Source organism: Marinobacter zhejiangensis (genome assembly GCF_900114775.1).
In the GTDB taxonomy this organism is placed as follows: domain Bacteria; phylum Pseudomonadota; class Gammaproteobacteria; order Pseudomonadales; family Oleiphilaceae; genus Marinobacter; species Marinobacter zhejiangensis.
On the sequence record NZ_FOUE01000002.1, the window covers coordinates 816,815 to 842,373 of the forward strand.

22 protein-coding genes and 2 tRNA genes are annotated in these 25,559 nt (G+C 55.9%); 15 read left to right on the forward strand and 9 right to left on the reverse strand.

Annotated elements, in window-relative coordinates; all coding sequences use genetic code 11:
• Nucleotide 1: 1 nt before the first annotated feature.
• From pilW to der, 7 genes are all read left to right on the forward strand, one after another.
• Nucleotides 2-805 carry a type IV pilus biogenesis/stability protein PilW gene (pilW, locus tag BMZ67_RS09155; protein ID WP_342713276.1) on the forward strand — a complete coding sequence of 268 codons (804 nt, stop codon included), beginning with the start codon at nucleotides 2-4 and terminating at the stop codon, nucleotides 803-805.
• Nucleotides 795-1,829, forward strand: a complete 1,035-nt coding sequence (locus tag BMZ67_RS09160) for a RodZ domain-containing protein (RefSeq protein ID WP_092021807.1) — start codon at nucleotides 795-797, stop codon at nucleotides 1,827-1,829. The genes pilW and BMZ67_RS09160 overlap by 11 nt, the downstream gene beginning before the upstream one ends.
• A gap of 45 nt (nucleotides 1,830-1,874) precedes the next feature.
• Complete coding sequence (gene ispG / locus BMZ67_RS09165; protein WP_092021809.1) at nucleotides 1,875-2,993, forward strand: flavodoxin-dependent (E)-4-hydroxy-3-methylbut-2-enyl-diphosphate synthase; 1,119 nt, start codon at nucleotides 1,875-1,877, stop codon at nucleotides 2,991-2,993.
• A 61-nt stretch (nucleotides 2,994-3,054) separates the two neighbouring features.
• The gene (gene hisS / locus BMZ67_RS09170) at nucleotides 3,055-4,335 is read left to right on the forward strand and encodes a histidine--tRNA ligase (protein WP_092021811.1); all 1,281 of its coding nucleotides are present in this window, start codon (nucleotides 3,055-3,057) and stop codon (nucleotides 4,333-4,335) included.
• 49 nt (nucleotides 4,336-4,384) lie between these two features.
• Nucleotides 4,385-5,041, forward strand: a complete 657-nt coding sequence (locus BMZ67_RS09175; protein ID WP_092021812.1) for a YfgM family protein — start codon at nucleotides 4,385-4,387, stop codon at nucleotides 5,039-5,041.
• Nucleotides 5,041-6,195, forward strand: a complete 1,155-nt coding sequence (bamB, locus tag BMZ67_RS09180; protein WP_092021814.1) for an outer membrane protein assembly factor BamB — start codon at nucleotides 5,041-5,043, stop codon at nucleotides 6,193-6,195. The genes BMZ67_RS09175 and bamB overlap by 1 nt, the downstream gene beginning before the upstream one ends.
• Nucleotides 6,196-6,250: 55 nt before the next feature.
• Nucleotides 6,251-7,672 carry a ribosome biogenesis GTPase Der gene (der, locus tag BMZ67_RS09185; protein WP_092021816.1) on the forward strand — a complete coding sequence of 474 codons (1,422 nt, stop codon included), beginning with the start codon at nucleotides 6,251-6,253 and terminating at the stop codon, nucleotides 7,670-7,672.
• Nucleotides 7,673-7,716: 44 nt separating this feature from the next.
• Here der and pta read toward each other — a convergent pair whose 3' ends face one another.
• Genes pta through BMZ67_RS09200 form a run of 3 tightly spaced genes read right to left on the reverse strand, consistent with a single transcriptional unit; the run spans nucleotide 7,717 to nucleotide 13,565 of the window.
• Nucleotides 7,717-9,867 carry a phosphate acetyltransferase gene (pta, locus tag BMZ67_RS09190; RefSeq protein ID WP_092021818.1) on the reverse strand — a complete coding sequence of 717 codons (2,151 nt, stop codon included), beginning with the start codon at nucleotides 9,865-9,867 and terminating at the stop codon, nucleotides 7,717-7,719.
• A 59-nt stretch (nucleotides 9,868-9,926) separates the two neighbouring features.
• On the reverse strand, nucleotides 9,927-11,120 hold the full coding sequence (locus BMZ67_RS09195) for an acetate/propionate family kinase (protein WP_092021819.1): 1,194 nt from the start codon (nucleotides 11,118-11,120) through the stop codon (nucleotides 9,927-9,929).
• A gap of 27 nt (nucleotides 11,121-11,147) precedes the next feature.
• The gene (locus tag BMZ67_RS09200; RefSeq protein WP_092021821.1) at nucleotides 11,148-13,565 is read right to left on the reverse strand and encodes a bifunctional diguanylate cyclase/phosphodiesterase; all 2,418 of its coding nucleotides are present in this window, start codon (nucleotides 13,563-13,565) and stop codon (nucleotides 11,148-11,150) included.
• A 300-nt stretch (nucleotides 13,566-13,865) separates the two neighbouring features.
• On the opposite strand from BMZ67_RS09200, the gene ccoM reads away from it, so the two are divergent.
• Complete coding sequence (gene ccoM, locus BMZ67_RS18595) at nucleotides 13,866-14,021, forward strand: cytochrome c oxidase subunit CcoM (protein WP_175481876.1); 156 nt, start codon at nucleotides 13,866-13,868, stop codon at nucleotides 14,019-14,021.
• Nucleotides 14,022-14,047: 26 nt separating this feature from the next.
• Here ccoM and BMZ67_RS09205 read toward each other — a convergent pair.
• From BMZ67_RS09205 to BMZ67_RS09220, 4 genes are all read right to left on the reverse strand, one after another.
• A tRNA-Glu gene (locus BMZ67_RS09205) sits at nucleotides 14,048-14,123 on the reverse strand.
• Between the two features lie 96 nt (nucleotides 14,124-14,219).
• Complete coding sequence (locus BMZ67_RS09210; protein WP_092021823.1) at nucleotides 14,220-14,783, reverse strand: hypothetical protein; 564 nt, start codon at nucleotides 14,781-14,783, stop codon at nucleotides 14,220-14,222.
• Between the two features lie 109 nt (nucleotides 14,784-14,892).
• The gene (locus BMZ67_RS09215; RefSeq protein WP_092021826.1) at nucleotides 14,893-15,798 is read right to left on the reverse strand and encodes a TIGR01777 family oxidoreductase; all 906 of its coding nucleotides are present in this window, start codon (nucleotides 15,796-15,798) and stop codon (nucleotides 14,893-14,895) included.
• Nucleotide 15,799: 1 nt separating this feature from the next.
• Nucleotides 15,800-16,168, reverse strand: coding sequence for a sirohydrochlorin chelatase (locus BMZ67_RS09220; RefSeq protein WP_092021828.1), 369 nt, complete (start codon nucleotides 16,166-16,168; stop codon nucleotides 15,800-15,802).
• Nucleotides 16,169-16,261: 93 nt separating this feature from the next.
• Here BMZ67_RS09220 and BMZ67_RS09225 point away from each other — a divergent pair, with 93 nt between their 5' ends.
• The 6 genes from BMZ67_RS09225 (at nucleotide 16,262) to BMZ67_RS09250 (ending at nucleotide 21,463) form a co-directional block, all read left to right on the forward strand.
• Nucleotides 16,262-16,867: a DUF924 family protein gene (locus BMZ67_RS09225; RefSeq protein WP_092021830.1), complete on the forward strand. Its 606-nt coding sequence runs from the start codon at nucleotides 16,262-16,264 to the stop codon at nucleotides 16,865-16,867.
• Nucleotides 16,868-16,981: 114 nt separating this feature from the next.
• Nucleotides 16,982-17,746, forward strand: coding sequence for a TetR/AcrR family transcriptional regulator (locus BMZ67_RS09230; RefSeq protein ID WP_092021832.1), 765 nt, complete (start codon nucleotides 16,982-16,984; stop codon nucleotides 17,744-17,746).
• Between the two features lie 108 nt (nucleotides 17,747-17,854).
• Nucleotides 17,855-17,930 (forward strand) — tRNA-Gly (locus BMZ67_RS09235).
• A 140-nt stretch (nucleotides 17,931-18,070) separates the two neighbouring features.
• Complete coding sequence (locus tag BMZ67_RS09240) at nucleotides 18,071-18,865, forward strand: MOSC domain-containing protein (protein ID WP_092021834.1); 795 nt, start codon at nucleotides 18,071-18,073, stop codon at nucleotides 18,863-18,865.
• Nucleotides 18,866-18,878: 13 nt separating this feature from the next.
• On the forward strand, nucleotides 18,879-20,789 hold the full coding sequence (locus BMZ67_RS09245; RefSeq protein ID WP_092021836.1) for an ATP-binding cassette domain-containing protein: 1,911 nt from the start codon (nucleotides 18,879-18,881) through the stop codon (nucleotides 20,787-20,789).
• Nucleotides 20,786-21,463 (forward strand): DUF6901 family protein, encoded by a 678-nt coding sequence (locus tag BMZ67_RS09250; RefSeq protein WP_092021838.1) that lies wholly within the window; start codon nucleotides 20,786-20,788, stop codon nucleotides 21,461-21,463. The genes BMZ67_RS09245 and BMZ67_RS09250 overlap by 4 nt, the downstream gene beginning before the upstream one ends.
• Before the next feature lie 39 nt (nucleotides 21,464-21,502).
• On the opposite strand, the gene BMZ67_RS09255 is transcribed toward BMZ67_RS09250, so the two are convergent.
• Entirely contained in the window at nucleotides 21,503-21,934 is a 432-nt protein-coding gene (locus BMZ67_RS09255) for a universal stress protein (RefSeq protein WP_092021840.1), read from the reverse strand.
• A gap of 140 nt (nucleotides 21,935-22,074) precedes the next feature.
• The gene (locus BMZ67_RS09260; RefSeq protein WP_092021842.1) at nucleotides 22,075-22,890 is read right to left on the reverse strand and encodes a hypothetical protein; all 816 of its coding nucleotides are present in this window, start codon (nucleotides 22,888-22,890) and stop codon (nucleotides 22,075-22,077) included.
• 495 nt (nucleotides 22,891-23,385) lie between these two features.
• Here BMZ67_RS09260 and fadB point away from each other — a divergent pair, with 495 nt between their 5' ends.
• Nucleotides 23,386-25,533: a fatty acid oxidation complex subunit alpha FadB gene (fadB, locus tag BMZ67_RS09265; protein WP_092021844.1), complete on the forward strand. Its 2,148-nt coding sequence runs from the start codon at nucleotides 23,386-23,388 to the stop codon at nucleotides 25,531-25,533.
• Nucleotides 25,534-25,559 lie beyond the last annotated feature (26 nt).

Here is a 25,559-nt window from a genome sequence, read left to right on the forward strand (position 1 = left end):
GGTGGCAAGATTCAGTGGAGTAATGGGACGTCTGGTTGTGGGAGCGGTGTTTGTCGCATTGCTTGCCGGATGTGTTACGACGACTGACAGTCGGTTCGCGCGCGAAGCCGATCGTGACAAAGCCATTCGAAGCTATATCGAACTTGCCACCGCTTACCTTGGTCAGGGCAATGTTGAACGTGCCAGGGTTCACCTGGACCGTGCATTGGAGCTGGACAATGACAGCGCCGAGGCCAACGCGGTTCTGGGGCTGATTCAGCAATCCCAGGGGGATATGGGCCTGGCTGACGCCTCGTTCCAGCGCGCCTTGAAATCCAAACCGGATTACACCCGTGGCCGGGTGTTTTACGGTGCCTTCCTGTTTGGTCAAGATCGCTTCACCGATGCCAAGGTCCAATTCCAACGGGCCTCCCAGGATTCGGGATACCCCGAGCGGGCGTCCGTTTATTTCAATCTGGGTATGACCGAAGAACGGCTGGGCAACATCGAGGCAGCTGAGTCAGCCTACCTGCGATCCGTCGACCTGAGCCGGGGAGAAGTGCAGTCTCTGCTGGCCCTTTCCCGGGTGCTGGTCGAGCAGGACGAATTTGAAGAGGCCGCCCGCTATTACAGCCGGTTGACCTCTGTCATGCAACGAAACCCCAATATGCGGCATTCTCCGGAAAGTCTGTTAACCGGAATTCGTATCGCAAGGCATTACAACGATCGGGACAGGGAGTCCAGCCTGGCGCTATTGCTCAGGAATGAATATCCGGAGTCAGAAGAATATAAACGGTATAAGGTGCTGATTTCAGATGTCCAGTGAAGAGAGCGTTCAGCAGAGCCCTGTCGGACTTGTTGGTGGCCGGCTCCGGTCCGCCCGTGAAAGTAAAGGGCTGGCTGTGGCCGATGTGGCCAAGGCCCAGCATTTAAGATCCTCGGTCATTCATGCCATCGAGAATGGCAACTACGAGCAGATTGGAAGCGAACTGTTCCTGAAGGGCTACGTGCGAACGTACGCCACCCAGGTTGGTTTGGATCCCGGAGAGCTGATAGGTCTGCTTGACCAGGAACTGGAGCCCATGCGGCAACAGCAGGTTCAGGCCCAACAGGAAAACCCGCTGATCACCATTGAGCAGCGCAAGCGTCGGAAAAAACGCATCGCCCGGGGAGTGTTTGTCCTGCTGGTCTTAGGGCTTGTGGGGTATATGGGTTACCGCCTGGTACTCCCCAACTTCCAGTCGGAAGGTGAGTCGGTGCAGACTGCAGCCCCAGTGTCAGAGCCTGCAAGCAGCCCAGACCGTATTGACGCTGAGGGTCAGGAAAGTGCTGTCTCCGTCGCGCCTTCAGTCAACCCTCAGTCTGATGCTGTGGTTGATGAGTCACAAGACATGAATGAGGCGGCGCGGCCTGCAGTTGACGACGGCGCTGGTGAGCAAGAAATCGTTGAAGAGCGCGCGAGCGCTGGCGGCGAAGATGGTGACGCTGCGACTGAAGAAGTGGCAGCGGAGCAGGGCTCTCAGAATGACGCGGTCGCAAATAGCGCTGATGGTTTTGAACCGGTGGCAGAGCCCCCTGTGGCGGATGAACCCGCAGTAATGGCTACACCGGGCAGGCTGCAGGCGACCTTTGTTGCCGATTGCTGGGTATCCGTGACTGATGCCAACGGCAAAACGCTGGTATCATCCCTGCGACGTGCTGGTGGGAGTTTTGATGTAACCGGCGAGCCGCCACTGAAAGTGGTCGTTGGTGCGGTGGATGCACTTGGAACCCTTACGTTTGAGGGCGAATCTGTCGACCTGTCCAGCTACCGGGTAGTTAACAACCGGGTACAGCTTACGCTTCAGTAAGCCCATTCACATTACGACCTAGAGAGCCTTTCTGGTTAGCCAAATATGAAACAGGAATCTCCGATCAAGCGGCGCGTGTCGCGTCAAATCATGGTGGGCAATGTACCGGTCGGCGGGGATGCGCCCATCGCGGTGCAGAGCATGACCAACACCAACACCTGTGACGTAGAGGCTACCGTAAACCAGATTCGGGCCATTCAGGATGCAGGGGCTGATATCGTGAGGGTATCAGTACCGACGATGGAGGCGGCCGACGCGTTCGGGCAGATTCGCTCCCAGGTCTCGGTTCCTCTCGTAGCTGACATTCATTTCGACTACCGGATCGCACTCCGGGTGGCGGAGCTTGGTGTTGACTGCCTGCGGATTAACCCCGGCAACATTGGTCGTGAAGACCGTGTCAGCGCTGTGATCAGTGCCGCTCGGGACAAAAATATTCCGATCCGGATCGGTGTGAATGCCGGTTCCCTGGAGAAAGACCTCCAGAAAAAATATGGTGAACCGACGCCGGACGCCCTGGTCGAGTCGGCCATGCGCCATATCGATATCCTCGACCGGCACGATTTCCAGAATTACAAAGTGAGCCTGAAAGCCTCGGAAGTGTTTATGACCGTGGCGGCTTACCGCAAAATTGCATCCCAGATCGACCAGCCGCTGCACCTGGGGATTACCGAGGCCGGTGGCTTCCGCTCAGGAACGGTAAAATCCGCGATTGGCCTGGGTATGCTGCTGATGGATGGCATTGGTGACACCATCCGGGTTTCCCTGGCGGCGGATCCGGTTCAGGAAATTAAAGTGGGGTACGACATCCTCAAGAGTCTGCGTCTGCGTAGCCGTGGAATCAACTTCATTGCCTGCCCAAGTTGTTCGCGTCAAAACTTTGATGTGATCCAGACCATGAATGATCTGGAAGCACGGCTCGAGGACGTCAATACAGCCCTGGATGTTGCCATCATTGGTTGTGTGGTTAACGGCCCGGGCGAAGCCAAGGAGGCCGATGTCGGGCTGACCGGCGGGAGCCCGAAGAACCTGTTTTATGTCGGTGGGAGTCCGAACCAGAAGCTCGATAACGCAACACTGACTGATGATCTGGAGCGACTGATTCGTGAACAGGTCGCCCGTAAGCAGGAACAGGAAGAGTCCATTATTGCCCGCTCAGAAGGGTAAGCAGCAGGCCAGCTTCTGGGCGTGCGCCGATTTTTTTGAATACACAGAATAAGGTTTTCCCTTGGCAAAGATTCAGGCTATTCGCGGGATGAATGACATCCTGCCGGAGCAAACGCCGGTTTGGCAGTTTGTTGAAGGTAAGGTCAGAGAGGTATTGCGCAGCTACGGCTACCAGGAAATTCGTATGCCGGTGGTTGAGCAAACTGATCTGTTCAAGCGTTCTATCGGTGAAGTGACCGATATCGTTGAAAAAGAAATGTACACCTTTGAGGACCGCAATGGCGACAGTCTGACCCTGCGTCCTGAAGGTACCGCCGGGTGTGTTCGCGCGGCGGAAGAACACGGTCTGTTGTTTAACCAGACCCGTCGGCTCTGGTACATGGGTCCGATGTTCCGTCATGAGCGTCCGCAAAAAGGCCGCTATCGCCAGTTTCACCAGATTGGCGTTGAGTGCTTTGGCATGGACGGCCCGGATATCGATGCGGAGCTGCTGATCCTGACTGCGCGGCTGTGGCAGGCGCTGGGGCTGACCGAGCACACCCGCCTGGAAATCAACACCATCGGTACCTCGGAGTCCCGCAAGCGCTATCGCGAAGCGCTAGTGGCCTATCTGTCTGATTTCCGGGATCAGCTCGACAGCGACAGCCAGCGTCGTCTGGAGACCAATCCTCTGCGGATCCTCGACAGCAAGAGCCCGGAAACCCAGGCGATCCTGGAAGGCGCGCCAACCCTCGATGACTACCTTGATGAGGAGTCCCGGGAGCATTTTGCCGGCCTGCGTGGTTTGTTGGATGCGGCTGGGGTTGTCTACACCGTGAACCCAAGGCTGGTTCGTGGTCTGGATTACTACGGCAAGACCGTCTTTGAGTGGGTTACGGAAAGTCTGGGCGCCCAAGGCACTGTGTGTGCCGGTGGCCGCTACGACGGCCTGGTGGAGCAGCTCGGTGGCAAGCCGACGGTTGCGGTTGGCTTTGCCATGGGGCTGGAGCGGCTCATCCTGTTGCTGGAGACGCTGGGACTGGTACCGGACTCGGTGAACGGCGATGCTGACGTCTATGTCACGGCTATGGGCGATCAGGCCATCGCGGCCGCCCAGGCTCTTGGTGAACGCATCAGATCCGGTGTCCCTGGTTGTGTTGTGGTCACTCACTGTGGTGGTGGCAGCTTCAAGAGCCAGATGAAGAAAGCCGACCGCAGTGGGGCCAGTGTTGCCCTGTTGCTTGGCGACAACGAAATTGAAGCGGGTACGGTCGGCGTTAAGCCCCTGCGGTCAGACGACCCTCAGCAAGACGTGGCACAGGCTGACCTGCTGGAAGTGCTGAACAAGGTGCTGGATCGTTAATTCCGGCGTAGTAACAACCTACAACAATTGAAAGAGAACGGGAGAAAACATGGCCGAGTTGCGTACCGAAGAGGAACAGATACAGGCGATCAAGAACTGGTGGAAGAATAACGGCAGTTCTCTGTTGATCGGTATCGGTGCTGCATTGGCGATCGTGTTTGGTTGGCAGGCGTGGCAGAAAAACCAGGCCGAGCAGCAAAGCGCTGCCGCCGCCGAGTTTGCCAACCTGCTGGCAGCCTACTCAGATCAAACCGCTGAAGGACGTGTTGATACCATCGGCTACGTCGCTGATCAGCTGCGTGGTGAGTATGGAGACAGTGCCTACGCCGTTTACGGAACGCTGATGGAAGCACAGGTTCAACTGACCGAGCAGGAAGACGCTGCGGCGGCGATTGAATCCCTGCAATGGGCCCACGCTCGTGCTGACAAGCAGAAAGCCCTTGAGCTGATCATCCGAAGCCGTCTGGCACGTGCTCAGCTGGCGGGTGGTGAACTGGATTCAGCCCTGGCGACAGTACGTGGAGCAGTTGAGCCGGGTAGTTTCAAAGGCCTGCTGGCAGAGCTCGAAGGCGATATCCTGCTGGCTAAGGGCGACAAAGACGCGGCTGTAGCGGCGTATATCACCGCGCGTGAAGAAAGCCTGAGCACCCGTAACGGCGTTCTGAACCTTAAACTGGCTGACCTGGGCGTTGGGGAGGATTCCTGATGCCCCTCAACCTTCGTCGCCTGTTCCTTGCGGGCATGGCAGCTTCGGTACTTGGGGGTTGCAGCTCAAGCGACTCGTTTGAAGAGCCGCTGCCTGTGCCCGACGTGGTATCGAGTGTCGAACTCGAACCTGTTTGGAACGCATCCATCGGTGAAGGTTTTGACGAACAGTTTTTGCAGCTGTCTCCACTGAATTCTGGCGAGACTATCTTTGTGGTTTCGACGGATGGCCAGCTGATTGCCGTTGACGCTGAGCATGGCACCTTTGTCTGGACAAAGAATCTCGAGACCCAGGTACTGGCCGGCGTAGGAGGGGACTCAGGTCACCTCTATCTGGTCAGTGGCGATGCGAAGCTGATGGCGCTTGATCCGGAGAACGGCGAGGAACTTTGGCAGGTGGCCCTGCCGAACGAAACCATTGCCACGCCGAGATCCAATGGTCAGGTCGTTGTGGCCCAGACCACCGACGGCAAGGTGTTGGCATTTGACACCGCGACGGGTGAAAAACGCTGGCAGTACGACGGTGTCGTTCCTGTGTTGACGTTGAGGGCAACCGCAGCGCCACTGGTCGGCCGTGAAATGACTCTGGTGTCCTTTGCCAACGGACGACTGTTTGCTCTGGATTCCCGCACTGGCCAGCCACTATGGCAGTACACGGTTGGTGAACCCCAGGGACGGACGGAGCTTGAACGGCTGGTGGACGTCACCAGTGAACCGTTGATCCTGGAGGGCGTTGCGTTGGTGACCGGTTACCAGGGCAAGCTCGCGCTGGTTGAGCTTCGTACCGGTCAGGAAATCTGGAGCAGGCCAACGTCCAGTTTGCGTACGCCGGAGGTTGCCAGCGGTAAAATTTTCACCGCCGAGGCGAATGGCCACATCGTTGCCTACGACGGTAATACCCGTAGCGAGCTTTGGACTCAGGACCAGCTGGGATGGCGTCAGGTCACCCAACCGGTTGCTCTGGGAGACTACCTTTTGGTAGGCGATTACGAAGGCTATATTCATGTTCTTTCCCTGGAGGACGGTTCGTTCCAGGGGCAGGTGGAATTTGATGACGAAGGCCTTCTTGTGCCCATGCAGAGGATTGGCGATCGGGTATTGGTCTATGGTAATAGCGGTAAGCTAACTCTCTTTGAACTGGAGCAGCGCGACTGAGCGCCTCCAGCTGGTGTTTGAACACCGGCACAGCCTATCTGGAAAACGAACGATTATGACCCCTGTAATTGCCCTGGTTGGTCGCCCCAACGTTGGTAAATCAACGCTTTTCAACCAGATGACCCGGTCCCGGGATGCTCTGGTAGCGGACTTTCCGGGCCTGACCCGTGACCGTAAATATGGCGAAGGCGTATACGAAGAGCAACGCTTCATCGTCATCGATACCGGCGGCCTCACTGGGGACGAGGAGGGCATCGATCTTGAAATGGCTCGGCAATCGCTGCAGGCGGTTGAAGAAGCCACCATCGTCCTGTTCCTGGTGGACGGGCGTGCCGGACTGACGGCCGGTGACGAGATGATCGCCGACCACCTTCGGCGCATGGGGAAGTCCGCGCATCTGGTGGTCAACAAGACCGATGGCCAGGACCCGGATCTTGCCGCGGCTGACTTTTATAGTCTGGGGTTTGACTCTGTCTTCTTGATCGCTGCCGCCCACAACCGTGGTATTCGATCCATGCTCGAAGTGCTGATTCCTCCCGTTGAGGAGGGCGCTGAGGCGGATGCGGCCAGTCGATATCCCGGCATCCGCATTGGAATCGTCGGGCGTCCCAACGTTGGGAAATCAACCCTCGTGAACAGAATGCTGGGCGAGGAGAGGGTGGTGGTCTACGACATGCCGGGTACGACCCGGGATAGTGTTTACATCCCCTACGAACGCCAGGGCGAGGAATACACCCTGATTGACACAGCGGGTGTGCGTCGGCGTAAGAACGTCCACGAAGCGGTTGAGAAGTTCTCCATCATCAAGACGCTGCAGGCCATTGAAGATGCCCATGTGGTGATTCTGGTGATTGATGCCCGTGAAGGGCTGGTGGATCAGGACCTTCACCTTATCGGTTTCGTGCTGGATGCCGGGCGCTCGCTGATCATTGCCGTTAACAAATGGGACGGCATGGACCAGGAAGACCGGGCGCGGGTCAAGGAACAGGTTCAGCGTCGGCTCGATTTCCTGGATTACGCGGATAAGCACTACATTTCCGCACTTCATGGCTCCGGCGTCGGTGTCATGTACGATTCGGTTGGAAAGTGCTATGAATCGGCGATGGCGAAGTGGCAGACCAACCGGTTGACGGCGATTTTGCAAGACGCTACTTCCCAACACCAACCACCGATGGTCCAGGGGCGCAGAATCAAGCTTCGATACGCCCACCAGGGTGGCTCAAACCCGCCGATTATTGTGGTTCACGGTAATCAGACCGACTCGTTGCCAGGTTCGTACAAGCGGTACCTGGAGAACACCTTCCGGCGTGTGCTTAAGGTCACCGGCACGCCGATCCGCTTCGAATTCAAGAGTGGAGAGAACCCGTTTGCCGGTAAGGTGAACCGTCTGACACCCCGGCAAAAGGTCAAGCAGGACAATGACCAGCGCCAGGGTCGCCGTCCCAAGAAAACACGAATGAAGAGTAAAAAACGCTAGTATTCCTTCGGAATACCAGCGTCCTTCCTGAATGGCCGGGGATGTTACTCCCCGGCGTCTTCCACCTGCTTCGCCTGGACTGCTGTCAGGGCAATCGTAAAGACGATATCTTCGACCAAGGCTCCGCGTGAGAGGTCATTGACGGGCTTTCTCAAGCCCTGCAGCATTGGGCCGATACTGACCACATTGGCACTACGCTGGACGGCTTTGTAGGTGGTGTTGCCGGTGTTGAGATCCGGGAACACAAAGACCGTCGCTTTGCCGGCAACCGGGCTGTTCGGCGCTTTGCTTTTCCCAACGCTGGCAATGGCAGCGGCGTCGTATTGCAGGGGACCGTCGATCAGCAGGTCTGGCCGTTGCTCGCGGGCAATGCGGGTTGCTTCACGAACCTTGTCGACGTCATGGCCACTGCCGGACTCTCCGGTACTGTAGCTGATCATGGCGATCACCGGGTCAATTCCAAACGCCATCGCGGATTCGGCGCTCTGGATGGCGATATCCGCCAGCTGTTCGGCATTTGGGTCTGGGTTGATGGCACAGTCTCCATAAACCAGTACCTGCTCCGGCAACAGCATGAAAAACACCGACGAGACAATCTTGGCCTGTTCGTGTGTTTTGATCAGCTGGAGCGCCGGGCGAACGGTGTTGGCGGTGGTGTGCACGGCGCCAGATACCAAGCCGTCGGCTTCATCCATGGCCACCATCATGGTGCCAAGTACCACATTGTCTTCCAGCATGGCTTCCGCCATATCCGGTGCCAGGCCTTTGTGGCGACGAAGGTTGACCATCGGGTCGATGTAGCGGTCGCGTACGTCGGCCGGGTCAATAATCTCCAGCCCCTCCGGCAATGTCATGCCTTGGGCGGCTGCAACAGAGGTAATGTCGTGGCGTTCGCCGATCAACACACAGCGGGCGAGTCCCCGTTGGTGGCAGATGATGGCAGCCTGTACGGTGCGCGGTTCATTGCCTTCAGGCAGGACGATGCGCTTGTTGGCAGCCCGAGCCCGCTCGGAGAGCTGGTAGCGGAAGGCCGGCGGTGACAGGCGCCGTTTACGCTGGATGCTCAGGTGTTGTTGCAGCCATTCAGTGTCGAGTTCACTGGCCACCAATTCCATAGCCTGTTCCAGGCGTTCGGCATCGTCGGTCGGGATGGCTGACGACAGTGTTGCCAGACGCTGGGCTGTGGCCAGGGTGTTGGTGGTGGTGCTCAGAAGGGGGAGGCCGGTATCGAGGGATTGCCGGCACAACCCGAGTACTCTTTCATCGAGGGGTAGGCCACCCGTCAGCAAAAGGCCTGCCAGTGGCACGCCGTTCAGTGCCGCGACGCAGGCAGCAAGGACGATATCTTCGCGATCGCCCGGGGTGACGACCAGGGTGCCTGGCTTTAGTGTATCGATGATATTACGTACGGTCTGTGCGCAGACAATCACCCGGTGGACCCGCCGGCTGTCCATCTGTCCCTCATTGAGAACATCGGCCTTCAGCTCGCGCGCGACATCGGACATTCTGGGGGCAAGGAGCTCTGGGAGCCAGGGAATCTGCCCCAGCAGGCGGAAGCGATTCTGCGCGAAGACCACACATTCCTTGCCATAATCGGGTACAGGCAAAGCCGGTGTTTCATACACCTGGGAAGACAGTCCGGATTCGCGGGGTGCCCCGAGCTTGTTCAGGATGACGCCAATGACGTCAGGATCGCTGGGGGAAGCGAAAAGCCGGGCAGAGAAGTCCAGGTCGTCGTCAAGGTCGGCAGGGGAGGTGTCTCTTGGCGCGCTCACCAAAATGACATCGGCGCCGAGGTTGCGGGCGACCTCAACATTTAGCCGGGCGATATAGGCCTCACTGCGGTCAGGAACCAGGCCTTCAATAACCACCACATCAGCCGCTTTTGCCACCTGCTGGTAGTGCCCGACGACTTCTTCCATCAGCAGGTCAGATTTGCCCTGATTAAGCAGTTTCTGCGCCCGTTTGAGGTCAATTGGGTCGGGTGGATTCAGGTCTGTGCGGGCACGGATAAACTCAACCGAGGCATCCTTGTCGTTCGGAATTGATGGAATCTGATCGCCGAGCCGCTGGCTAAAAGGCTTGTAGAAGCCAACCCTCACGCCGACTCGATCCAGCGCCCGGTAAAGACCCAGGCATACAGACGTCAGTCCGCATTCGAGGGTTGTGGGTGCAATGAAAAGGTTTTTTGCCATGATAAAACGTCCTTATCTAAGCGTTTTGTCCTGAGTGTAATTTGGGGAAATGACAAACGTCATGTTGGGTTCTGTAGTCCGTGAGTCACCGCGGCCCGGGCAATAACCAGCTCCTCATTGGTGGGGATGACAAGCACAGGGTAACGGCTGGCGTTGCCTTCAATACGGCACTCACTAAGACGACCGTTACCACGGTTACGCTCTTCATCCAGCGTCAGCCCCAGTAATGAGAGGTGGGCCAGGGTCTTATGTCGGACCAGGGCGCTGTTTTCGCCAATGCCTCCGGTAAATACCAGGGCATCAAGGCTGCTGAGGGAGGCTGTCATGGCGCCAATGTAGCGGGCCAGTCTGAAACAGAACACCTCAATGGCAAGCCTGGCACCGGCGTGGCCTTCTTCGGCCAGCTGTGCAAGGGTGCGCATGTCGTTGGTTTCGCCAGAGAGGCCGAGGAGGCCGCTTTCACGGTTCAGTACCCGATTAATCTCTTCTATGGCCAGCCCCTTCTTGGAGAGGAAGTCGAACAGGCCGGGATCAACATCGCCACTTCGGGTACCCATGACCAGCCCCTCAAGTGGGGTCAGTCCCATGCTGGTGTCAGTGCTCTTGCCGTCGCGAATGGCGGTGATGCTGCAGCCATTACCCAGGTGCGCGGAAATGAGCGAGGTTTCACTAACTGGCTTGCCAAGCAGCCTGGCTGCCTCTTCTGCCATAAACTGGTGACTGGTGCCGTGAAAGCCATACCTGCGCACGCCCCAGTCCCGATAATACCGCTGGGGTACGCCGTACCAGTAGGCGTGCTCGGGAAGAGTCTGGTGGAAGGCAGTGTCGAATACGGCGACCTGAGGGGTGCCGGGAAACAGCTGCTGAGCCGCTTCAATCCCTACCAGATTGACCGGGTTATGCAGGGGGGCCAGTGCTGAGCAAGAGCGAATGGCATCCAGAACCTGGGCGTCGATCAGTGAGGGCTCCTTGAAGGTTTCGCCACCATGAACCACTCGGTGACCGATGGCGGCGGGGGCGTCGGCAATAAGCCCTCGCTGTCGCAGCAGGCCGATGATCTCGTTCAGCGCCTCGTAGTGGGAGCCGCCACCAGAAACCGGGGTTGAGCCGGATTCGCCGGATATCCGGATTCGCGCGGTTGGCGTGCTGAGATTCTCGGCGAGTATGTTGATCAGGCGCTCGTCCTGACAGGTAAATAGCGCAATTTTCAGCGAAGAGCTGCCGCAATTGACGACAAGAATCGGGTCATCCATGAAGTGAGCCTAAGGTGAATCGGAGGGTTATACCTGGGCCCGTTGGCTGGTTCGAAGCCAGTCTTCGTAGTCCAGTTCGGGCATGGGGCGGCTGTAGTAGTAGCCTTGAGAGTAATCGCAGTGTTCCTCGTTGAGGAAGTCGGTCTGAGCTTCATCTTCGACCCCTTCAGCAATCACCTTGAGCCCAAGGCTGTGGGCCATATTGATGATTGCCCTCACCAGTGACGCGTCTTCCTGCTTTGCATTCACATCCTGCACAAAGGACTTGTCGATCTTGAGAGTGTCGAAGGGGTAGCTTTTCAGGTAGCTGAGGGCGGAGTAACCGGTACCGAAGTCATCTACAGACAGACGGACGCCTTCCCGGTCCAGACGACTTAGAATCTCAGAGGTCTCAATGCTGTTGTCGAGGATCAGGCGCTCGGTAATCTCAAGTTCCAGCCTGTGGGCAGGGAGGCCGGAGCTCTGAAGCGCGTGCATGACGGCATCGACAAAACCGGGGTCGCGGAATTGCCGTGGCGATACATTGACAGAAATACCGTGCTTAAGCCCGCTGGCCTGCTCCCAGCGAACCGCCGAACGGCAGGCCTGGTTCAGAACCCATTCACCAATAGGAATGATCAGGCCGGTCTCTTCCGCCAGCGGAATGAACTTGTCCGGCATCACCATACCCATGGTTGGGTTGTTCCATCGCAGCAGGGCTTCTGCACCGCAGATCTTGCCACTGCTGGTTTCAACAATGGGCTGGTAGTAGAGCTCGAATTCGTTCAGCTCCAGTGCGCGCCGCATCCGAGACTCTATTTGCAGTCGTTCGTGCGATACTTCTTTCATTTCGGGGGCGAAACGTTCATAGGCACTCTTGCCCTTGTTCTTGGCCTGATACATCGCCGCGTCGGCGTGTTGGAGGAGGGTGCCACTGTTGTCAGAGTCGGTCGGATAGATGGCGATACCGATGCTGGTGGAAACGAACACTTCCTGATGATTCAGGTTGAAGGGTGGGGCAAACGTTTGCAGTATTCGCTCGGCCACCTGTGCCGCTGCGTCGTCGCCCTGAAGGCCCGGTAGCACCACCAGAAACTCATCGCCCCCGAGTCTTGCAACGGTACTGGTGCCGCGAAGCGCGCTGGAGATACGGCGGGCAGCCTCGATCAACAGACTGTCACCGGCATCGTGCCCCATGGTGTCATTGATGTGTTTGAAGTTGTCGAGGTCAAGGAACATAACCCCGACCAGCGAGCTTTCACGCTGGGCCTGGGCCAGCGCCAATTTAAGTCGATCAAGCGCCAGCATGCGATTGGGTAGACCGGTCAGGATGTCGTAGTTGGCCTGGCGCAGGAGCTGTTGCTCGTATCGCTTGCGGATGCTTATGTCTTCGCCAAGGATCAGGTAATTCGTCACATGGCTGTCAGAGTCTTTGATCGGCGTGACGATGAGCTGTTCCCAGAAGCGTTCCCCATTCTTTCGAACGCTGTTTGATTCTCCCTGCCAGACGCCGACACGCTGTACCTGCAGCTGTATTGCTTGCCACAGCTGACGGTTTTCCCGCTGCAGGAAAGGGTCCTCAGTGAGCATCCCGGGGTGTTTGCCAATCATGCTTTCGGCATCGTAGCCCGTTAGCTGGGTGAACTTCTGGTTAACAAACTCAATGCGCCACTGACGGTCGCAGATGATGACCGACGAGGGGCTTTGCTGGATGGCTTTCGAAAGTTTGTTGATCTTTGCCGCATCAAGCGACTGCTTCTGGAGGTCATCCCGCAGTCGTTCGCGCATCTGGTTTATCGCTTCTGTAACCTGTGACAGCTCATCGATCCGGTTAAGGTCGGTATCCGGGCGATCAAGAGTAAGAGGCTGGTCCAGGTTGCTCAGGGAAAACTCGCGGGCATAGTTAGCCATGGACGAAAGGTGGCGCGTTACAAAATACTGAAATATCCAGACGATCAGGATCGACACAAAGAAGGTTTTGAGAAACTGTGTGGTCAGCACGACCACCACAGTCTGCTGCACGTTGGTGTAGATCTGGTCCAGACTGGCGGTGATGGTCATCTCGCCAAGTTTGAAACTTTCCTCGCCGTTGTGAACAAGCTCGAAGGTATGCACGCGGGTCTCGACGTCATTGGGAACGTCGCCCATGACGATCTCGGAATTCGGCGCAATGCTGAGCCGCAGCTGGACAATGTCCGGCAGGCTTAGAATGCCTTCCATCTGTATTTCAAGGAGTTTCTGGTCCAGAGCCCACAAGCTGCGTGACAAACTGCTGGCGTAGCTGGTTTCCACAACCAGCATCCGTTCCTCAATGGCACTGATGCCTTTGCGAAAATCGCTGTAGATCTGGAAGCCTGACGCGAGCAGGGTAAAAGCAGAGCTGAACAGAAGGATATACGCCAACAACCGGAACGACAGGGGAGAACCGGATCGGAACTGTTGCAAGCGACTCGCGAGTTTATGCATGCCGTTGACTAAAGCCATCCTTTGAGAAGGATTGTCTGGGAGCCCCGGAACTACTCTGGGATGCCCTAGTTATTTTGTGTCTGGAGTCGCTCGGCCAAGCTTTGGAAGCTCTTGCAAGCGCTATCTCACGAACTATAGCAGCGTTGGTATGCAACTTCCGTATCAAATTAGGTTTTTTTACGGATCGAGTTAACAGAAAAGGGCAGCTCAGGGTTGATCTAGATCAATAGCTTAGGGGGCGGGTGGGCGTAACCTAAACACAGTTTCAGACTATTCCCCAATTGCTAGAGGGTGATCACTATGTATATGGATACTGTTGTCGTTGCAGGTATTTTAACCGTGCTTTTGATTCTGGGATTCTTTGGGGGGGTAGGTGCTTTTGTCGCTTACGACATGAAACGTCGGAAGCCGAAGGCGGGTGATCGTGAAACGCGCACACCGGGCAAGCCGGCGTAGCGGTATCACTGATCGGTCGTGAAAATTGGCGTCCCCTAGGGGGTTCGAACCCCTGTTGCCGCCGTGAAAGGGCGGAGTCCTAGGCCACTAGACGAAGGGGACGCATCGTTTTCAAAACCTTGCCTCGTCGAGGTGGCGCGTATATTAGGTAAGAGCGTTCCCTCTGTCAAACAGTTTTTTCAAAAAAACGCATCAGAGCTAAAATGTGCCGTTTACACAGCGCTTCAGCTCACTGGCCAGCCCATCGTAAACAGCGGTTATGCCCTCAGACGCCTTAAGCTCGTAAAGGGTTTCGACAACGGGTTGGTGCAGCGGGGCTAGCTGGCGTCGGACCTCAGCCTGCGGTGCCTCCAGGATGGCGGCTTGCAGAATCTCAAATCGAACCTTGTTCTCACCCGCGCAGAAATGAAAGTGCGCCTCTCGGCTGCCTTGGCGTGGCAGGCCGTGTTCCTGGTAAACAGACGTCGCGCAGTTCACGTATTCGGCATTTATCTGGGCGTACGTCTGCTCTAGCCCGTTTCTTTCTATCAGCTCTCCAAGGGCCTTGACCCTTTCTGCTGACTCGGGGCTCAGGTCGGGTAGGGTTTGCAGGAGTATGTCCGTGGTAAAGCCTCGCCCCAGTAATTGGATGGCGGTCAGGTATTCGCTGGTGATGAGGGTGCAGGACTCAAAGCTCTGCCGACCCGCTGGGAGTTCCGCCCAAACTTGGTGGCTGAGCATCAGGGAGACGCCAGCAGCAATGAGGAGACGTGGTTTCGGCATTAAGTGGTTCTTCTGGATTCAACGGTCGCTAACGCGAAAGGCTAGCACGGCTGGCGGGTGTGATGTGTGCCGGCGGTCTCGCTATCGGCTGATTCCCATATGGACTGGGCTATAGCCGCAGCGCATTGCGAAGGGCCGGCTCAAGTTCGGTAAACTCGAAGGTGAAACCGCTTTCAAGAAGGCGCTCCGGATAGGCTTTCTGGCCCGTTAATAGAAGACGGGACATCTCACTCAGTGCAATTTTCAGGGCAACAGCTGGTGTTGCCATAAATGTAGGGCGGGAGAGCAACTGCCCGAGAGTCCGGGTAAATTCGGCGTTGGTCACCGGTGCTGGGCTTACAACGTTATAGGCACCGGTAGCGCGCGTGTCTTCGGCCATCCATAGCATGGCATTGACCACGTCGTTGCGGTGAACCCAGGGCATGAACTGCTGCCCACTTCCGAGGCGCCCCCCGAGGCCGAGGCGAAATGGCAGTACCATCCGTTCAAGAAAGCCGCCGGCCGGGCCAATAACAAGGCCGGTTCGTGAAACGCAAACGCGAACGCCCTGATTGCTGAGTGATGTCGCCTGTTGCTCCCAGTCGCGGCATAGCTGGTGGGTAAATTCATCATGAGGCGTTGTGCGCTCGGTCACCTGGTGGCTTCCCTGGTCTCCGTAATACCCAACCGCTGAACCGGAAACCAGGACATCAGGCGGCGATGACCAGCTTTCGATGCTGTTAACCAGTTGTTCGGTCAGAGCTACGCGGCTGTCCCGGATAGCGCGTTTGCGTGAAGTGCTCCAGCGTTTGTCGGCAATCCCTTCACCTGCGAGATTGAATACGGCGTTAAAGCCTTGGTGTCCGGCCAGTTCGGTGAATGAGGACAGGGGGGTGACCGGACCACAGAGGGTTTTGACGACCTCGGGGGGTTGCCGGCTCAAGACGGTCAGGTGGTATCCGTTTTTATGCAATACCCGGCACAGCTTCTCGCCAATGAATCCTGTGCCGCCAGTGATAAGAGCCGTTTTAGCCATCTCAGGCCTCCAAGGTGTCCTCTACAACGGCTTTGATTGCCACTCCCAAATGCGGATTTTCTCCGATAGGGGGTGTTAGGGTAATAGTAACCCCGTACTCTGTTTCAAGCGACTGAATCATTTTCGGGACATCTACGCGCAGGTGTCGGCCGGCGGCCAGGAACAGGGGCACAACAATGAATTGGCTGTAGCCCTTTGCTGTCCCTTCGGCAATGCTCTGCTGAAGGGAAGGCTGGCACAGTTCCATGTAGGTAATGGTTGAATCTGGTACAGACGCCAGGGTTGGGGCTGCAAGGGATTCAAATGTGCGCCGCCAGTTCTCGTCGCTGCTGCCATGGGCAAGCAGCAGGGTTTTTGTGCGGGAGGCCATGGGAGCTCCATCGTTGCTGTTGATTGAGTACAGTCTAACAGCTCCCAGGATTTGAATGCTCATTGAGTTGGGTGTTAACCAACAGGAGGTGACATGCTGGATTGGCCGGAGGTGCTGTATTTCTGGTTTGGTGATTTGGACGACGAGGGCATTCCAGACACCTTCCACCGTGAGCGTTGGTTTCGTTCAAGCCGCTCGTTTGACCAGGAGATCCGGCGCCGCTTCCTTTCACTGGTGTTGGTTGCCTCAGAAGATGGTCTTCGGCACTGGCGGACAACCGCAAGGGGGCGGTTGGCGGAAATGCTCCTGCTTGACCAGTTCTCTCGCAACATCTATCGCGGGAGTGCGCTGGCGTTTTCAAATGACAAGGTGTGTCTTCGGTTGTGCCATGAGGGCTTGAAGGAAGGGGCGGATACTGGACTTCCGCTGGTTCAGCGGGGGTTCTTCTATATGCCACTCCAGCACTCTGAACGGTTAGCGGACCAGGAATTGGCGGTCGATCTGTATCAGCAGTTGGCGGCCAGTGGCAGAGATTCGCTTGCACCGCTACTGGAAGGTTTTTTTGAGTCTGCCAGGGGGCACCGTGACATTATTCGCCGCTTTGGGCGTTTTCCTCATCGCAATAAAGTGCTGGGGCGGAAGGCTACGGAAGAAGAAGTTGTTTATCTGAGCGGCGGAGCGCGGACATTTGGTCAGTAGGTCTGTGAAAAAAGGTGACCTACTTTGTCCTTTGGAAACAGGGTGACTGTTTTTTGTTCTGGGGAGCGGCATAATTAACTCTCTGTTACAGAGATACGATCGCGAGTACGAGAAATGACGCACGTAAAGAACGACGACGGCACTGATTGCCTGGATCAGTGGGAATCCGAAGATGGATCACCGTCGGTTCAATACAGTGGCCGGAAAGCCTACCGGGCGAAAAGTGAGCAGCGCCGTCTCCAGATTCTTGAAGGAACCCTGAGGATTGCGGTTAAAGATGGTATCCGTGCCATCAAGCACCGGTCGGTAGCCAAGGAGGCAGGAGTGCCTTTGGCATCGACGACGTATTACTTCAAGGATATTGATGAGCTCATTAATGACGCGTTCATCCTGTTTGCGGAAAAATCCCAGGAAGCCGCAGATCGCTTCTATGCCATGATTAATCTGGTGCTGGACGGCGCGCCACAGGAGTCTATGGCGCGCGGCGGCACCGGTCGTGAGGCGCTGGTCCGGCGCTTGGCCAGCATCGTCTCAGCCTATTTTTCAGAGCAGTTGAGTCAGCGTCGTGAGGCAGTATTGGCGGAGCACGTATTTCTTATGGAGGCGCTGAGGGATCCGGAGCTGTCCAAGCTGGCTCGCCAATACCATGCCACTTGGGTGTCGGGACTTGAACGGCTGCTTGAGCGGGTGGATTCAACTTTCCCGAGGCAGGATGCCTATACCTTGGTCAACTTTGGCCTTGGTCTTGGGTACGACGGGTTGCTCTATCATGATGAATCGGGTGCGCAGGGTTTGTCAGAGAGTGTTGAGCGTATGTTGGGCTTTGTAATGGGGCTGCCCCAGTGCCCGGAAAGCTGTCCTGGGCGGGGGCGATCATAAAATTTTAAAAAAATGTTGCGGAGGTGTTGCACAACTGAAAAGTGCTCCGTATAATCCGCATCCGTTGTCGCAATGAGCCTTTCTTAAGAGGCCAGAGCTACAAAAAATGCGGGAATAGCTCAGTTGGTAGAGCACAACCTTGCCAAGGTTGGGGTCGCGAGTTCGAATCTCGTTTCCCGCTCCAGATTCCAGAAAAAACCCAGCCAATAGGCTGGGTTTTTTCGTTTCCGGGAGCGTATCCGCTTCGCGCGGAATCCTCTTCGGTATATCCTCGATTGTTTCCCCAGGCAGTGTTGCTCTTCACGTTCAAAAGGAGTTGATGCCATGCAGGTCGTGTCTCTTTTTATCTATCCGGTTAAATCTCTTCGGGGTGTCCCTGTTGACGTTATGAAGCTTGATGATTTTGGGCCCGAATCGGATCGACGGTGGATGCTGGTCGATGCCAGTAACAGCTTTGTGACGCAAAGAACTCACCCAGCGTTGGCATTGATTGATCTGGCGATCAGTGATGGTGGGCTTTTGTCGGTGAGCGTGCCCGGGGGTGGCGCTGGCGAAAGGCTTTTTCCTGGGGGACAAGAGATTCGCGTGAGGGTCTGGAACGATTGGGTTCTGGCCAGGGAAGCTGAAGAAGGTGCGTCCCGGCTGGTTAGTGATTATCTTGGCGAGGAAGTCCGGTTTGTATACATGCCGGACTCAACCGTTCGCCGCGTTGATACCCAGCGGGTATTTGAAGAGCGTCGAGTCGGGTTTGCTGATGGCTTCCCATTTTTGATCGTAAATCAGGCCTCGTTGGATGATCTGAATCAAAAGCTGGATACCCCGGTCGATATTCGTCATTTTCGCCCCAATATCGTGGTGTCTGGCGAAACGCCGTGGCAGGAGGATGGCTGGGTGGAGCTGGCAGTTGGTCAGGTGCCGTTCCGGCTGGTCAAGCCTTGCTCCCGCTGTGTCATGACTACGGTGGATCCCGAGCGTGGAGTAAAATCTGCCAACCTTGAGCCCCTCCGTACGTTGGGGCGTTTTCGTCGAACCCCGGATGGGGTGATGTTTGGCATGAATGCCATACATAATGGGAGCCCGGGGCAAATTGCCGTTGGCGACCCGGTTTCATTCGTTTAAGGAGTACCGCTGTATGCCGTTGTTGATGCTGGACGAGATATCCCTCGCTTATGGAATGCACCCGCTGTTGGATGGGGCCTCGTTGACGGTTGAGGCTGGTGAGCGGGTGTGCCTGTTGGGGCGCAACGGTGAAGGAAAATCGACCTTGCTCAAGATCGTCAGTGGAGTGGTTACTCCGGATGGCGGCAAGGTCAAACTTGAGAGTGGGGCAAATCTTGCGGTCCTGCCTCAGAACCTGCCAACCGGTGATGAGCGGACGGCCTATGAGGTGGTGTCCGGTGCCTTCCGTGAGGCCGGCGAATTGCTGGCGGAATTTCATGCGCTCTCCCAGCAGGTGGATGAAAAGAGTCTTGATCGGCTGACCACGGTTCAGGAGCGGCTGGAAGCCCTTGATGGCTGGCGCCTGGATCAAAAGGTGAATGCCATCCTCAAGCAGTACCAGGTCGACCCGGAAGCTCGCCTCAATACCCTGTCAGGCGGCTGGCAGCGGCGGGTGTTGCTGGCAAGGGCTCTGGTGTCTGAGCCTGATGTCTTGACGCTTGATGAGCCGACCAACCACCTTGATGTGCCGGCGATTGCCTGGCTTGAGGAGGCCCTTTCCCAATTCCGCGGTGCGATCCTGTTCGTCAGCCACGACCGGGCGTTTATTCGAAAAATGGCGACCAGAATTGTTGAACTTGACCGGGGGCAACTCGTTAGCTTTGCGGCAACGTATGATCGCTACCTTGAGCTGAAGGAAAAGGCCCTGGAAGAAGAGGAGCGCCAGAATGCCCTGTTCGACAAGCGCTTGAAGCAGGAAGAAGCCTGGATTCGCCAGGGCATCAAGGCCAGGCGAACCCGGAACATGGGGCGCGTTCGGGCCCTGAAAGCGATGAGGGAGGAGCGCCGTCAGCGCCGCGACAGGGGAGGTAATGCCACGTTCATTGTTGAAGATGCGGCCAGGTCTGGAAAGCTGGTGGTAGAGAGCAAGGGGGCTGGCTTTAGCTATCCGGATGGCAAGAGCGTAATTCGCGACATGGATCTGACCATCATGCGCGGAGACAAGATTGGCCTGATTGGTGAAAACGGTACTGGAAAAACCACGTTGGTTCGCCTGTTGTTGGGAGAGTTGCAGCCGACCGAAGGGGTGATTCGCCTGGGTACCAATCGGGAGGTGGCGTACTTTGACCAGCTCCGGGGTGAGTTGGATCTTTCAAAGAATGCGTTGGATAACCTGTCCGAAGGACGGGAGTATATTGAAATCAACGGCCAGCAAAAGCACGTTCTCGGATACCTGCAGGAGTTTCTGTTCAGTCCGGAGCGTGCAAGGTCTCCGGTCAGTGTGTTTTCCGGAGGTGAGCGGGCGAGGCTGTTGCTGGCAAAACTGTTCAGCAAGCCAGCAAACATATTGGTTCTCGACGAACCGACCAACGACCTGGATGTCGAAACACTCGAATTACTAGAGGCCCAGTTAGTTGAATTCTCGGGGACGGTACTGGTTATCAGTCATGACCGCGAATTTCTGGATAATGTGGTGGCTGACACCCTTGCGCTTGACGGTACTGGGGTGGTCAGAGAATTCGTTGGCGGCTATAGCGATTGGCGCCGCCAGGGCGGGCGATTCAGTAGTGAATTGGAAGACGACAAGCGCCAGCTTGCTCCGAAAGCCGAGGTTGAAAAGCCGGTCAAGCCAACACCCGTGGCCAAGTCAAAGCCAGCAAAGCTTAGTTATAAGCTGAAGCTTGAGTTGGAGCAGTTGCCAGGCAAGATCAGTGAATTGGAAAACTCGGTTGCCGCTCTCCAGGAGGAGATTTCCGCCCCAGATTTCTATGCACGTCCCCAGCCAGAAGTGGCGGAGGTGCTTGAATTGCTGGCGGAAACTGAACATCGTCTTGAGTCCACGATTGAACGGTGGATGGAACTGGAAGAACTAGGAAACCCATGAACATTGGTTATGAATTCAAGCTTGAGAACGGTCGGCGGATTGATTTCAAGGTCATTGACGAGGCTCCTGAGCCGAAAAGGGCGGCGTTACCGAAGTGGACGCGCCTGGAGTATTGTCAGTGCTCGAACTGCCCGTTGAAGTCAGGTGATACCCCTGACTGTCCGGCGGCAGTTGCCATGTTGCCGGTAGTGGAAGCCTTTCAGGCAGAAGATGCATACCAGTATGTCGATGTGGCGGTGGTGGATGAGCACCGCAGCTACGCTAAGAAAGCGCCGTTGGAAGAGGCTCTGAGGTCCCTGTTGGGTCTTAAAATGGCAAAAAGCGGGTGTCCGGTGTTGTCTGAGCTTAAGTCGATGGCGGTACACCACCTGCCGTTTGCATCGTCAGAAGAATTTATTATGCGCAGCGTTTCGGATCATTTGCTGCAGCAGTACTTTGAAATGCGGCACGGCAGAGAGCCGGACTGGGCACTTAAGGGGCTGGTGGAGCGGAATAAGCGCTTACAGTTGGTTAACCAGGCGTTGTGGCAGCGGATTCACTCCGTTTGTGAAGGGGATAGCAACCTCAAGGCGTTGCTCAATTTCTTCTCAATGGCTTCCAGTGTCAGCGTTTCCCTTGAAAGCCAGTTGCGCAAGCTTGAGGCGCGTATGCAGGACGAACAAAGGGCGCTCTAAGCGCGCCCTTTGGGTTCTTCTGTCCGACCGTAGATTCGCTCAGCTGATACGGACAGCGAGTACATCGCACTTGGCGCCGTGCAGGACACCATTAGCTGTTGATCCCAGAAGCAGCTGAATCCCGCTGCGGCCATGACTTCCAACAACAATCAAATCCGCATTGCGGTCTTCCTGAAGCCGGTGAATTTCAGACTCGGGGCGACCTACCGCAACAATCTGGTTGTCGGCAGTGACACCGTGCGTGTTGCCGTAGTTTGCCAGTTGCTCCTTGGCGGCAGCGTCAAGCTGATCCTGGAGCTCGGTAAGGTCCATTGGGATATCTCCGCCATAAGCGTAACCAACGGGCTCAACTACGTGCACCAGAATAAGCTCGGCGCCATGAACCTTGGCAATATCGGCGGCTTTGTTGATTACTTGCGGTGCTTCTTCGGTCAGGTCGATGGCGGCCAGAACCTTTTTGTAACTCGACATCACAAACTCCTTGCTGGTTATGCCTGTAGGGTGAGGCTCTATCGCTTAACTGTAAGACAGAAAACAGGATAGGTCACTGACGGGAATCAACATCTTTTGAAAAGGAAAGGCCCGATGGTGGTCGGGCCTTGATTATTGGGTCAGGCGCTCTGCTGGAGCAGGTCGATCGTCGCGGCCAGGTCTTCAAGAATGCCCTTGGAGTAGCGGTCGATAACGAAGGACACGTTGTTTTCGTTGTAGTTGATGTAAGAGCCCTTGATAAACAGCCACTTGGACTTGATTCCTTCCAGGGCTGCATTGAGCGAGGCATCCTTGGGGCCTGAGCTCAGCTGACTCAAAAGGGCTTCAAACTCGCGGGCCTTTTCATCGAGAGGGGTTTCATCGCTACTGCCCTGGAATGTCTGGGATGCCGCCATATTGGAGCGAACGGAGTACTTCGCCATCATCTGCGCCATGGTCACTGAGGCGCGTCGTGCTGCCTCGACTCGCTCGTCCGTTGAAACCAGGCTGCTTTCCAGAGCCAGTGCGTAGAGTTCGGAGGCTTTGCCGTTCAATGACAGTGCCTGATCAGCCATTTCGGATACCAGCTGAAGGTCGGGATACCCGCTTTGACGCACTTCATTGATATTAAGTCGGACGAGGTTTTTGAACTTGTCGAACGCCTGGTTCAGTGTCTCGATATCCGTAGCTTCCAATACCTGTGCGGTGCTGGCGGCGACGGTGCTCATTGAAGAGTTTGCTGTGTTGATCGCCGAGACAATTTCGTTCAGTGCTTCGGTGTCGCCGTCACTTGAGAAACGGTAAAAGGCATCAAGGGCTACGAAGTTGCTGACACGGAACTCGTGAAGGCTGCTGAGGAAGTCCGCGGCTTCGTCAGCTTTAACCGGGAAAGTTAGGGTGAGCAGAAGGGCAAAGGCCGTAAAAAGTGCCTTGGCCTTAATCTGAAGGTCTTTCATCGGATCAATCTCCGTTTTTATTCGATTTTATTCTTGTAGATGGATAAGTTCCTGCCGCTACCTCACATTTTACTCTGAAGTAATAACGGGTCCCTGGATGGCTCCTGAGCCCGAACTTAAAGTAACTTCGCGGGCTGATCAAGCGCTTTTCTTGGTGTGACCCAGTTTAAATGTAACGAATTTTTGTGGGTACATCGCCAACTTTGAGCGCTTTGTAAGAAGCTATCATTAATAGTTTGAAAAACAAGCAAAGTCTGGATAAGTGTTGATGGTTAGCGGGCTAATCTTTTCGAGTGATTTTGCGGGCCTTGTCCAGAAACAAATTGACAAACGCACGGTTTTTTTCCATCGTGTCCCCTCACGATTCAAACGACTGTATGAATTTTTGAATCGGTTGATCGGGCAGTGACCAATATCTCGCTGCACAAACAGCGGGCGGTACATCTTGAATCGCCTTGCTGGAAGCAGTTCCAAACACAGACTGGAGATCAGTTGATGATTTACGAAGGTAAAGCCATCACGGTTAAAGAGATCGAAGGCGGGATCGCTCAGTTGAACTTTGACTTGCAGGGCGAGTCAGTCAATAAGTTCAACCGTCTCACTATTGAAGAGCTGGGTGCCGCTACTGACGCCTTGAAGGCGCAGAAGAACCTGAAGGGCCTGGTGATTACCAGTTCCAAAGATAGCTTCATTGTTGGCGCGGACATTACAGAGTTCACCGACCTGTTTGCAGGTTCGGAAGAAGATCTGGTAGCCAACAACCTGAAAGCCAACGAAGTATTCAACGCCGTTGAAGACCTGCCGTTCCCGACCGTTACTGCCATCAATGGCATGGCTCTGGGTGGCGGTTTTGAAATGTGTCTGGCGACTGACTACCGCGTTATGGACAGCAAGGCCAAAGTGGGTCTGCCGGAAGTCAAGCTGGGCATCTTCCCGGGCTTCGGTGGAACCGTGCGTCTGTCCCGTCTGGTTGGTGTGGACAACGCCGTTGAGTGGATCTGTGGTGGCACTGAAAACCGTGCCGATGCCGCTCTGAAAGTTGGCGCTGTTGACGCTGTTGTTGCGAACGACAAGCTGGTCGACGCTGCGGTTGCCATCATCAATCAGTGCAACGAAGGCAAGCTGGACAACCTGGCTCGTCGCGAAGAGAAGAAAGGCAAGATCAAACTGAACGCCATGGAAAGCATGATGGCATTCGAGATCTCCAAGGCCTTTGTTGCTGGCAAAGCTGGCAAGAACTACCCGGCACCGGTTGAAGCGATCAAGGTCATGCAGAAGCATGCCGGCCTGACTCGTGACAAGGCGATCGAAGTGGAAGCCAAAGGCTTCGCCAAGATGGCCAAAACCAACGTCGCTGCCTGCCTGGTTGGCCTGTTCCTGAACGATCAGGAGCTGAAGAAGAAGGCCAAGGCATGGGAGAAGGAAGCTGGCGAAGTTAAGCTGGCGGCCGTTCTGGGTGCGGGCATCATGGGTGGTGGCGTAGCCTACCAGTCTGCCCTGAAAGGCACTCCGATCATCATGAAGGACATCGCTCAGGCCGGTATCGACCTGGGTCTGAACGAAGCCAAGAGTCTGCTGACCAAGCGCGTAAGCCGTGGCAAGATGAATGCAGACAAGATGGCCGACGTTCTGAACAGCATCACTCCGACCCTGAACTACGGCGATTTCAAGAACGTCGATCTGGTGGTCGAAGCAGTTGTTGAGAACCCGAAGGTCAAGGACATCGTTCTGCGCGAAACCGAAGATCAGGTTCGTGAAGACGCCATCCTGACGTCCAACACCTCCACAATTTCCATCAACCTTCTGGCCAAGAACCTGAAGCGTCCGGAAAATTTCTGTGGCATGCACTTCTTCAACCCGGTACACATGATGCCGCTGGTTGAGGTTATCCGTGGCGAGAAGACCAGTGATCGCGCGATTGCGACCACCGTTGCTTACGCCAAGGCCATGGGCAAGACTCCGATCGTTGTTAACGACTGCCCGGGCTTCCTGGTTAACCGTGTACTGTTCCCGTACTTTGGTGGCTTTGCTGGCCTGGTTCGCGACGGCGCCGATTTCCAGAAGATCGACAAGGTTATGGAGAAGTTTGGCTGGCCGATGGGCCCTGCCTACCTGCTCGACGTTGTCGGAATGGACACTGCCAAGCACGCCAACGAAGTGATGGCTGAAGGGTTCCCGGACCGCATGAAGGACGAGAACAAGAGCGCCATCGATGTCATGTTCGAGAATGACCGTTACGGTCAGAAGAACGACAAAGGCTTCTACAAGTACGAACTCGACCGCAAAGGCAAGAAGAAGAAGGTTGTAGACGAAGATACCTACAAGCTGATCGAGCCGGTCGTTCAGGGCCAGAAGGACTTCGACGAGGAAGACATCATTGCTCGTATGATGATCCCGCTGTGCCTGGAAACCGTTCGCTGCCTGGAAGACGGCATTGTTGAGGCTGCCGCTGACGCTGATATGGGTCTGATCTTCGGTATCGGCTTCCCGCCGTTCCGTGGTGGCGCCCTGCGTTACATCGACGACATGGGTGTAGACAAGTTCGTCGAGCTGGCAGACAAGTACGCAGATCTGGGTCCGCTGTATCACCCGACCGAGAAGCTGCGTGAAATGGCCAAGACTGGCAAGAAGTTCTTTGGCTAACCCTGAACGAGATTTCCGAACGGAGA

Excerpts from the sequence above, each read along its gene's own strand:
- der (WP_092021816.1), top strand. The coding sequence starts at position 6,251 with ATGACCCCTGTAATTGCCCTGGTTGGTCGCCCCAACGTTGGTAAATCA.
- BMZ67_RS09175 (WP_092021812.1), top strand. The coding sequence starts at position 4,385 with ATGGCCGAGTTGCGTACCGAAGAGGAACAGATACAGGCGATCAAGAAC.
- BMZ67_RS09210 (WP_092021823.1), bottom strand. The coding sequence starts at position 14,783 with ATGCCGAAACCACGTCTCCTCATTGCTGCTGGCGTCTCCCTGATGCTC.
- pta (WP_092021818.1), bottom strand. The coding sequence starts at position 9,867 with ATGGCAAAAAACCTTTTCATTGCACCCACAACCCTCGAATGCGGACTG.
- ispG (WP_092021809.1), top strand. The coding sequence starts at position 1,875 with ATGAAACAGGAATCTCCGATCAAGCGGCGCGTGTCGCGTCAAATCATG.
- BMZ67_RS09220 (WP_092021828.1), bottom strand. The coding sequence starts at position 16,168 with ATGGCCTCCCGCACAAAAACCCTGCTGCTTGCCCATGGCAGCAGCGAC.
- ccoM (WP_175481876.1), top strand. The coding sequence starts at position 13,866 with ATGTATATGGATACTGTTGTCGTTGCAGGTATTTTAACCGTGCTTTTG.
- BMZ67_RS09195 (WP_092021819.1), bottom strand. The coding sequence starts at position 11,120 with ATGGATGACCCGATTCTTGTCGTCAATTGCGGCAGCTCTTCGCTGAAA.
- BMZ67_RS09230 (WP_092021832.1), top strand. The coding sequence starts at position 16,982 with ATGACGCACGTAAAGAACGACGACGGCACTGATTGCCTGGATCAGTGG.
- BMZ67_RS09245 (WP_092021836.1), top strand. The coding sequence starts at position 18,879 with ATGCCGTTGTTGATGCTGGACGAGATATCCCTCGCTTATGGAATGCAC.
- BMZ67_RS09250 (WP_092021838.1), top strand. The coding sequence starts at position 20,786 with ATGAACATTGGTTATGAATTCAAGCTTGAGAACGGTCGGCGGATTGAT.
- fadB (WP_092021844.1), top strand. The coding sequence starts at position 23,386 with ATGATTTACGAAGGTAAAGCCATCACGGTTAAAGAGATCGAAGGCGGG.
- BMZ67_RS09255 (WP_092021840.1), bottom strand. The coding sequence starts at position 21,934 with ATGTCGAGTTACAAAAAGGTTCTGGCCGCCATCGACCTGACCGAAGAA.
- bamB (WP_092021814.1), top strand. The coding sequence starts at position 5,041 with ATGCCCCTCAACCTTCGTCGCCTGTTCCTTGCGGGCATGGCAGCTTCG.
- BMZ67_RS09260 (WP_092021842.1), bottom strand. The coding sequence starts at position 22,890 with ATGAAAGACCTTCAGATTAAGGCCAAGGCACTTTTTACGGCCTTTGCC.
- BMZ67_RS09215 (WP_092021826.1), bottom strand. The coding sequence starts at position 15,798 with ATGGCTAAAACGGCTCTTATCACTGGCGGCACAGGATTCATTGGCGAG.
- BMZ67_RS09240 (WP_092021834.1), top strand. The coding sequence starts at position 18,071 with ATGCAGGTCGTGTCTCTTTTTATCTATCCGGTTAAATCTCTTCGGGGT.
- BMZ67_RS09225 (WP_092021830.1), top strand. The coding sequence starts at position 16,262 with ATGCTGGATTGGCCGGAGGTGCTGTATTTCTGGTTTGGTGATTTGGAC.
- BMZ67_RS09200 (WP_092021821.1), bottom strand. The coding sequence starts at position 13,565 with ATGCATAAACTCGCGAGTCGCTTGCAACAGTTCCGATCCGGTTCTCCC.
- BMZ67_RS09160 (WP_092021807.1), top strand. The coding sequence starts at position 795 with ATGTCCAGTGAAGAGAGCGTTCAGCAGAGCCCTGTCGGACTTGTTGGT.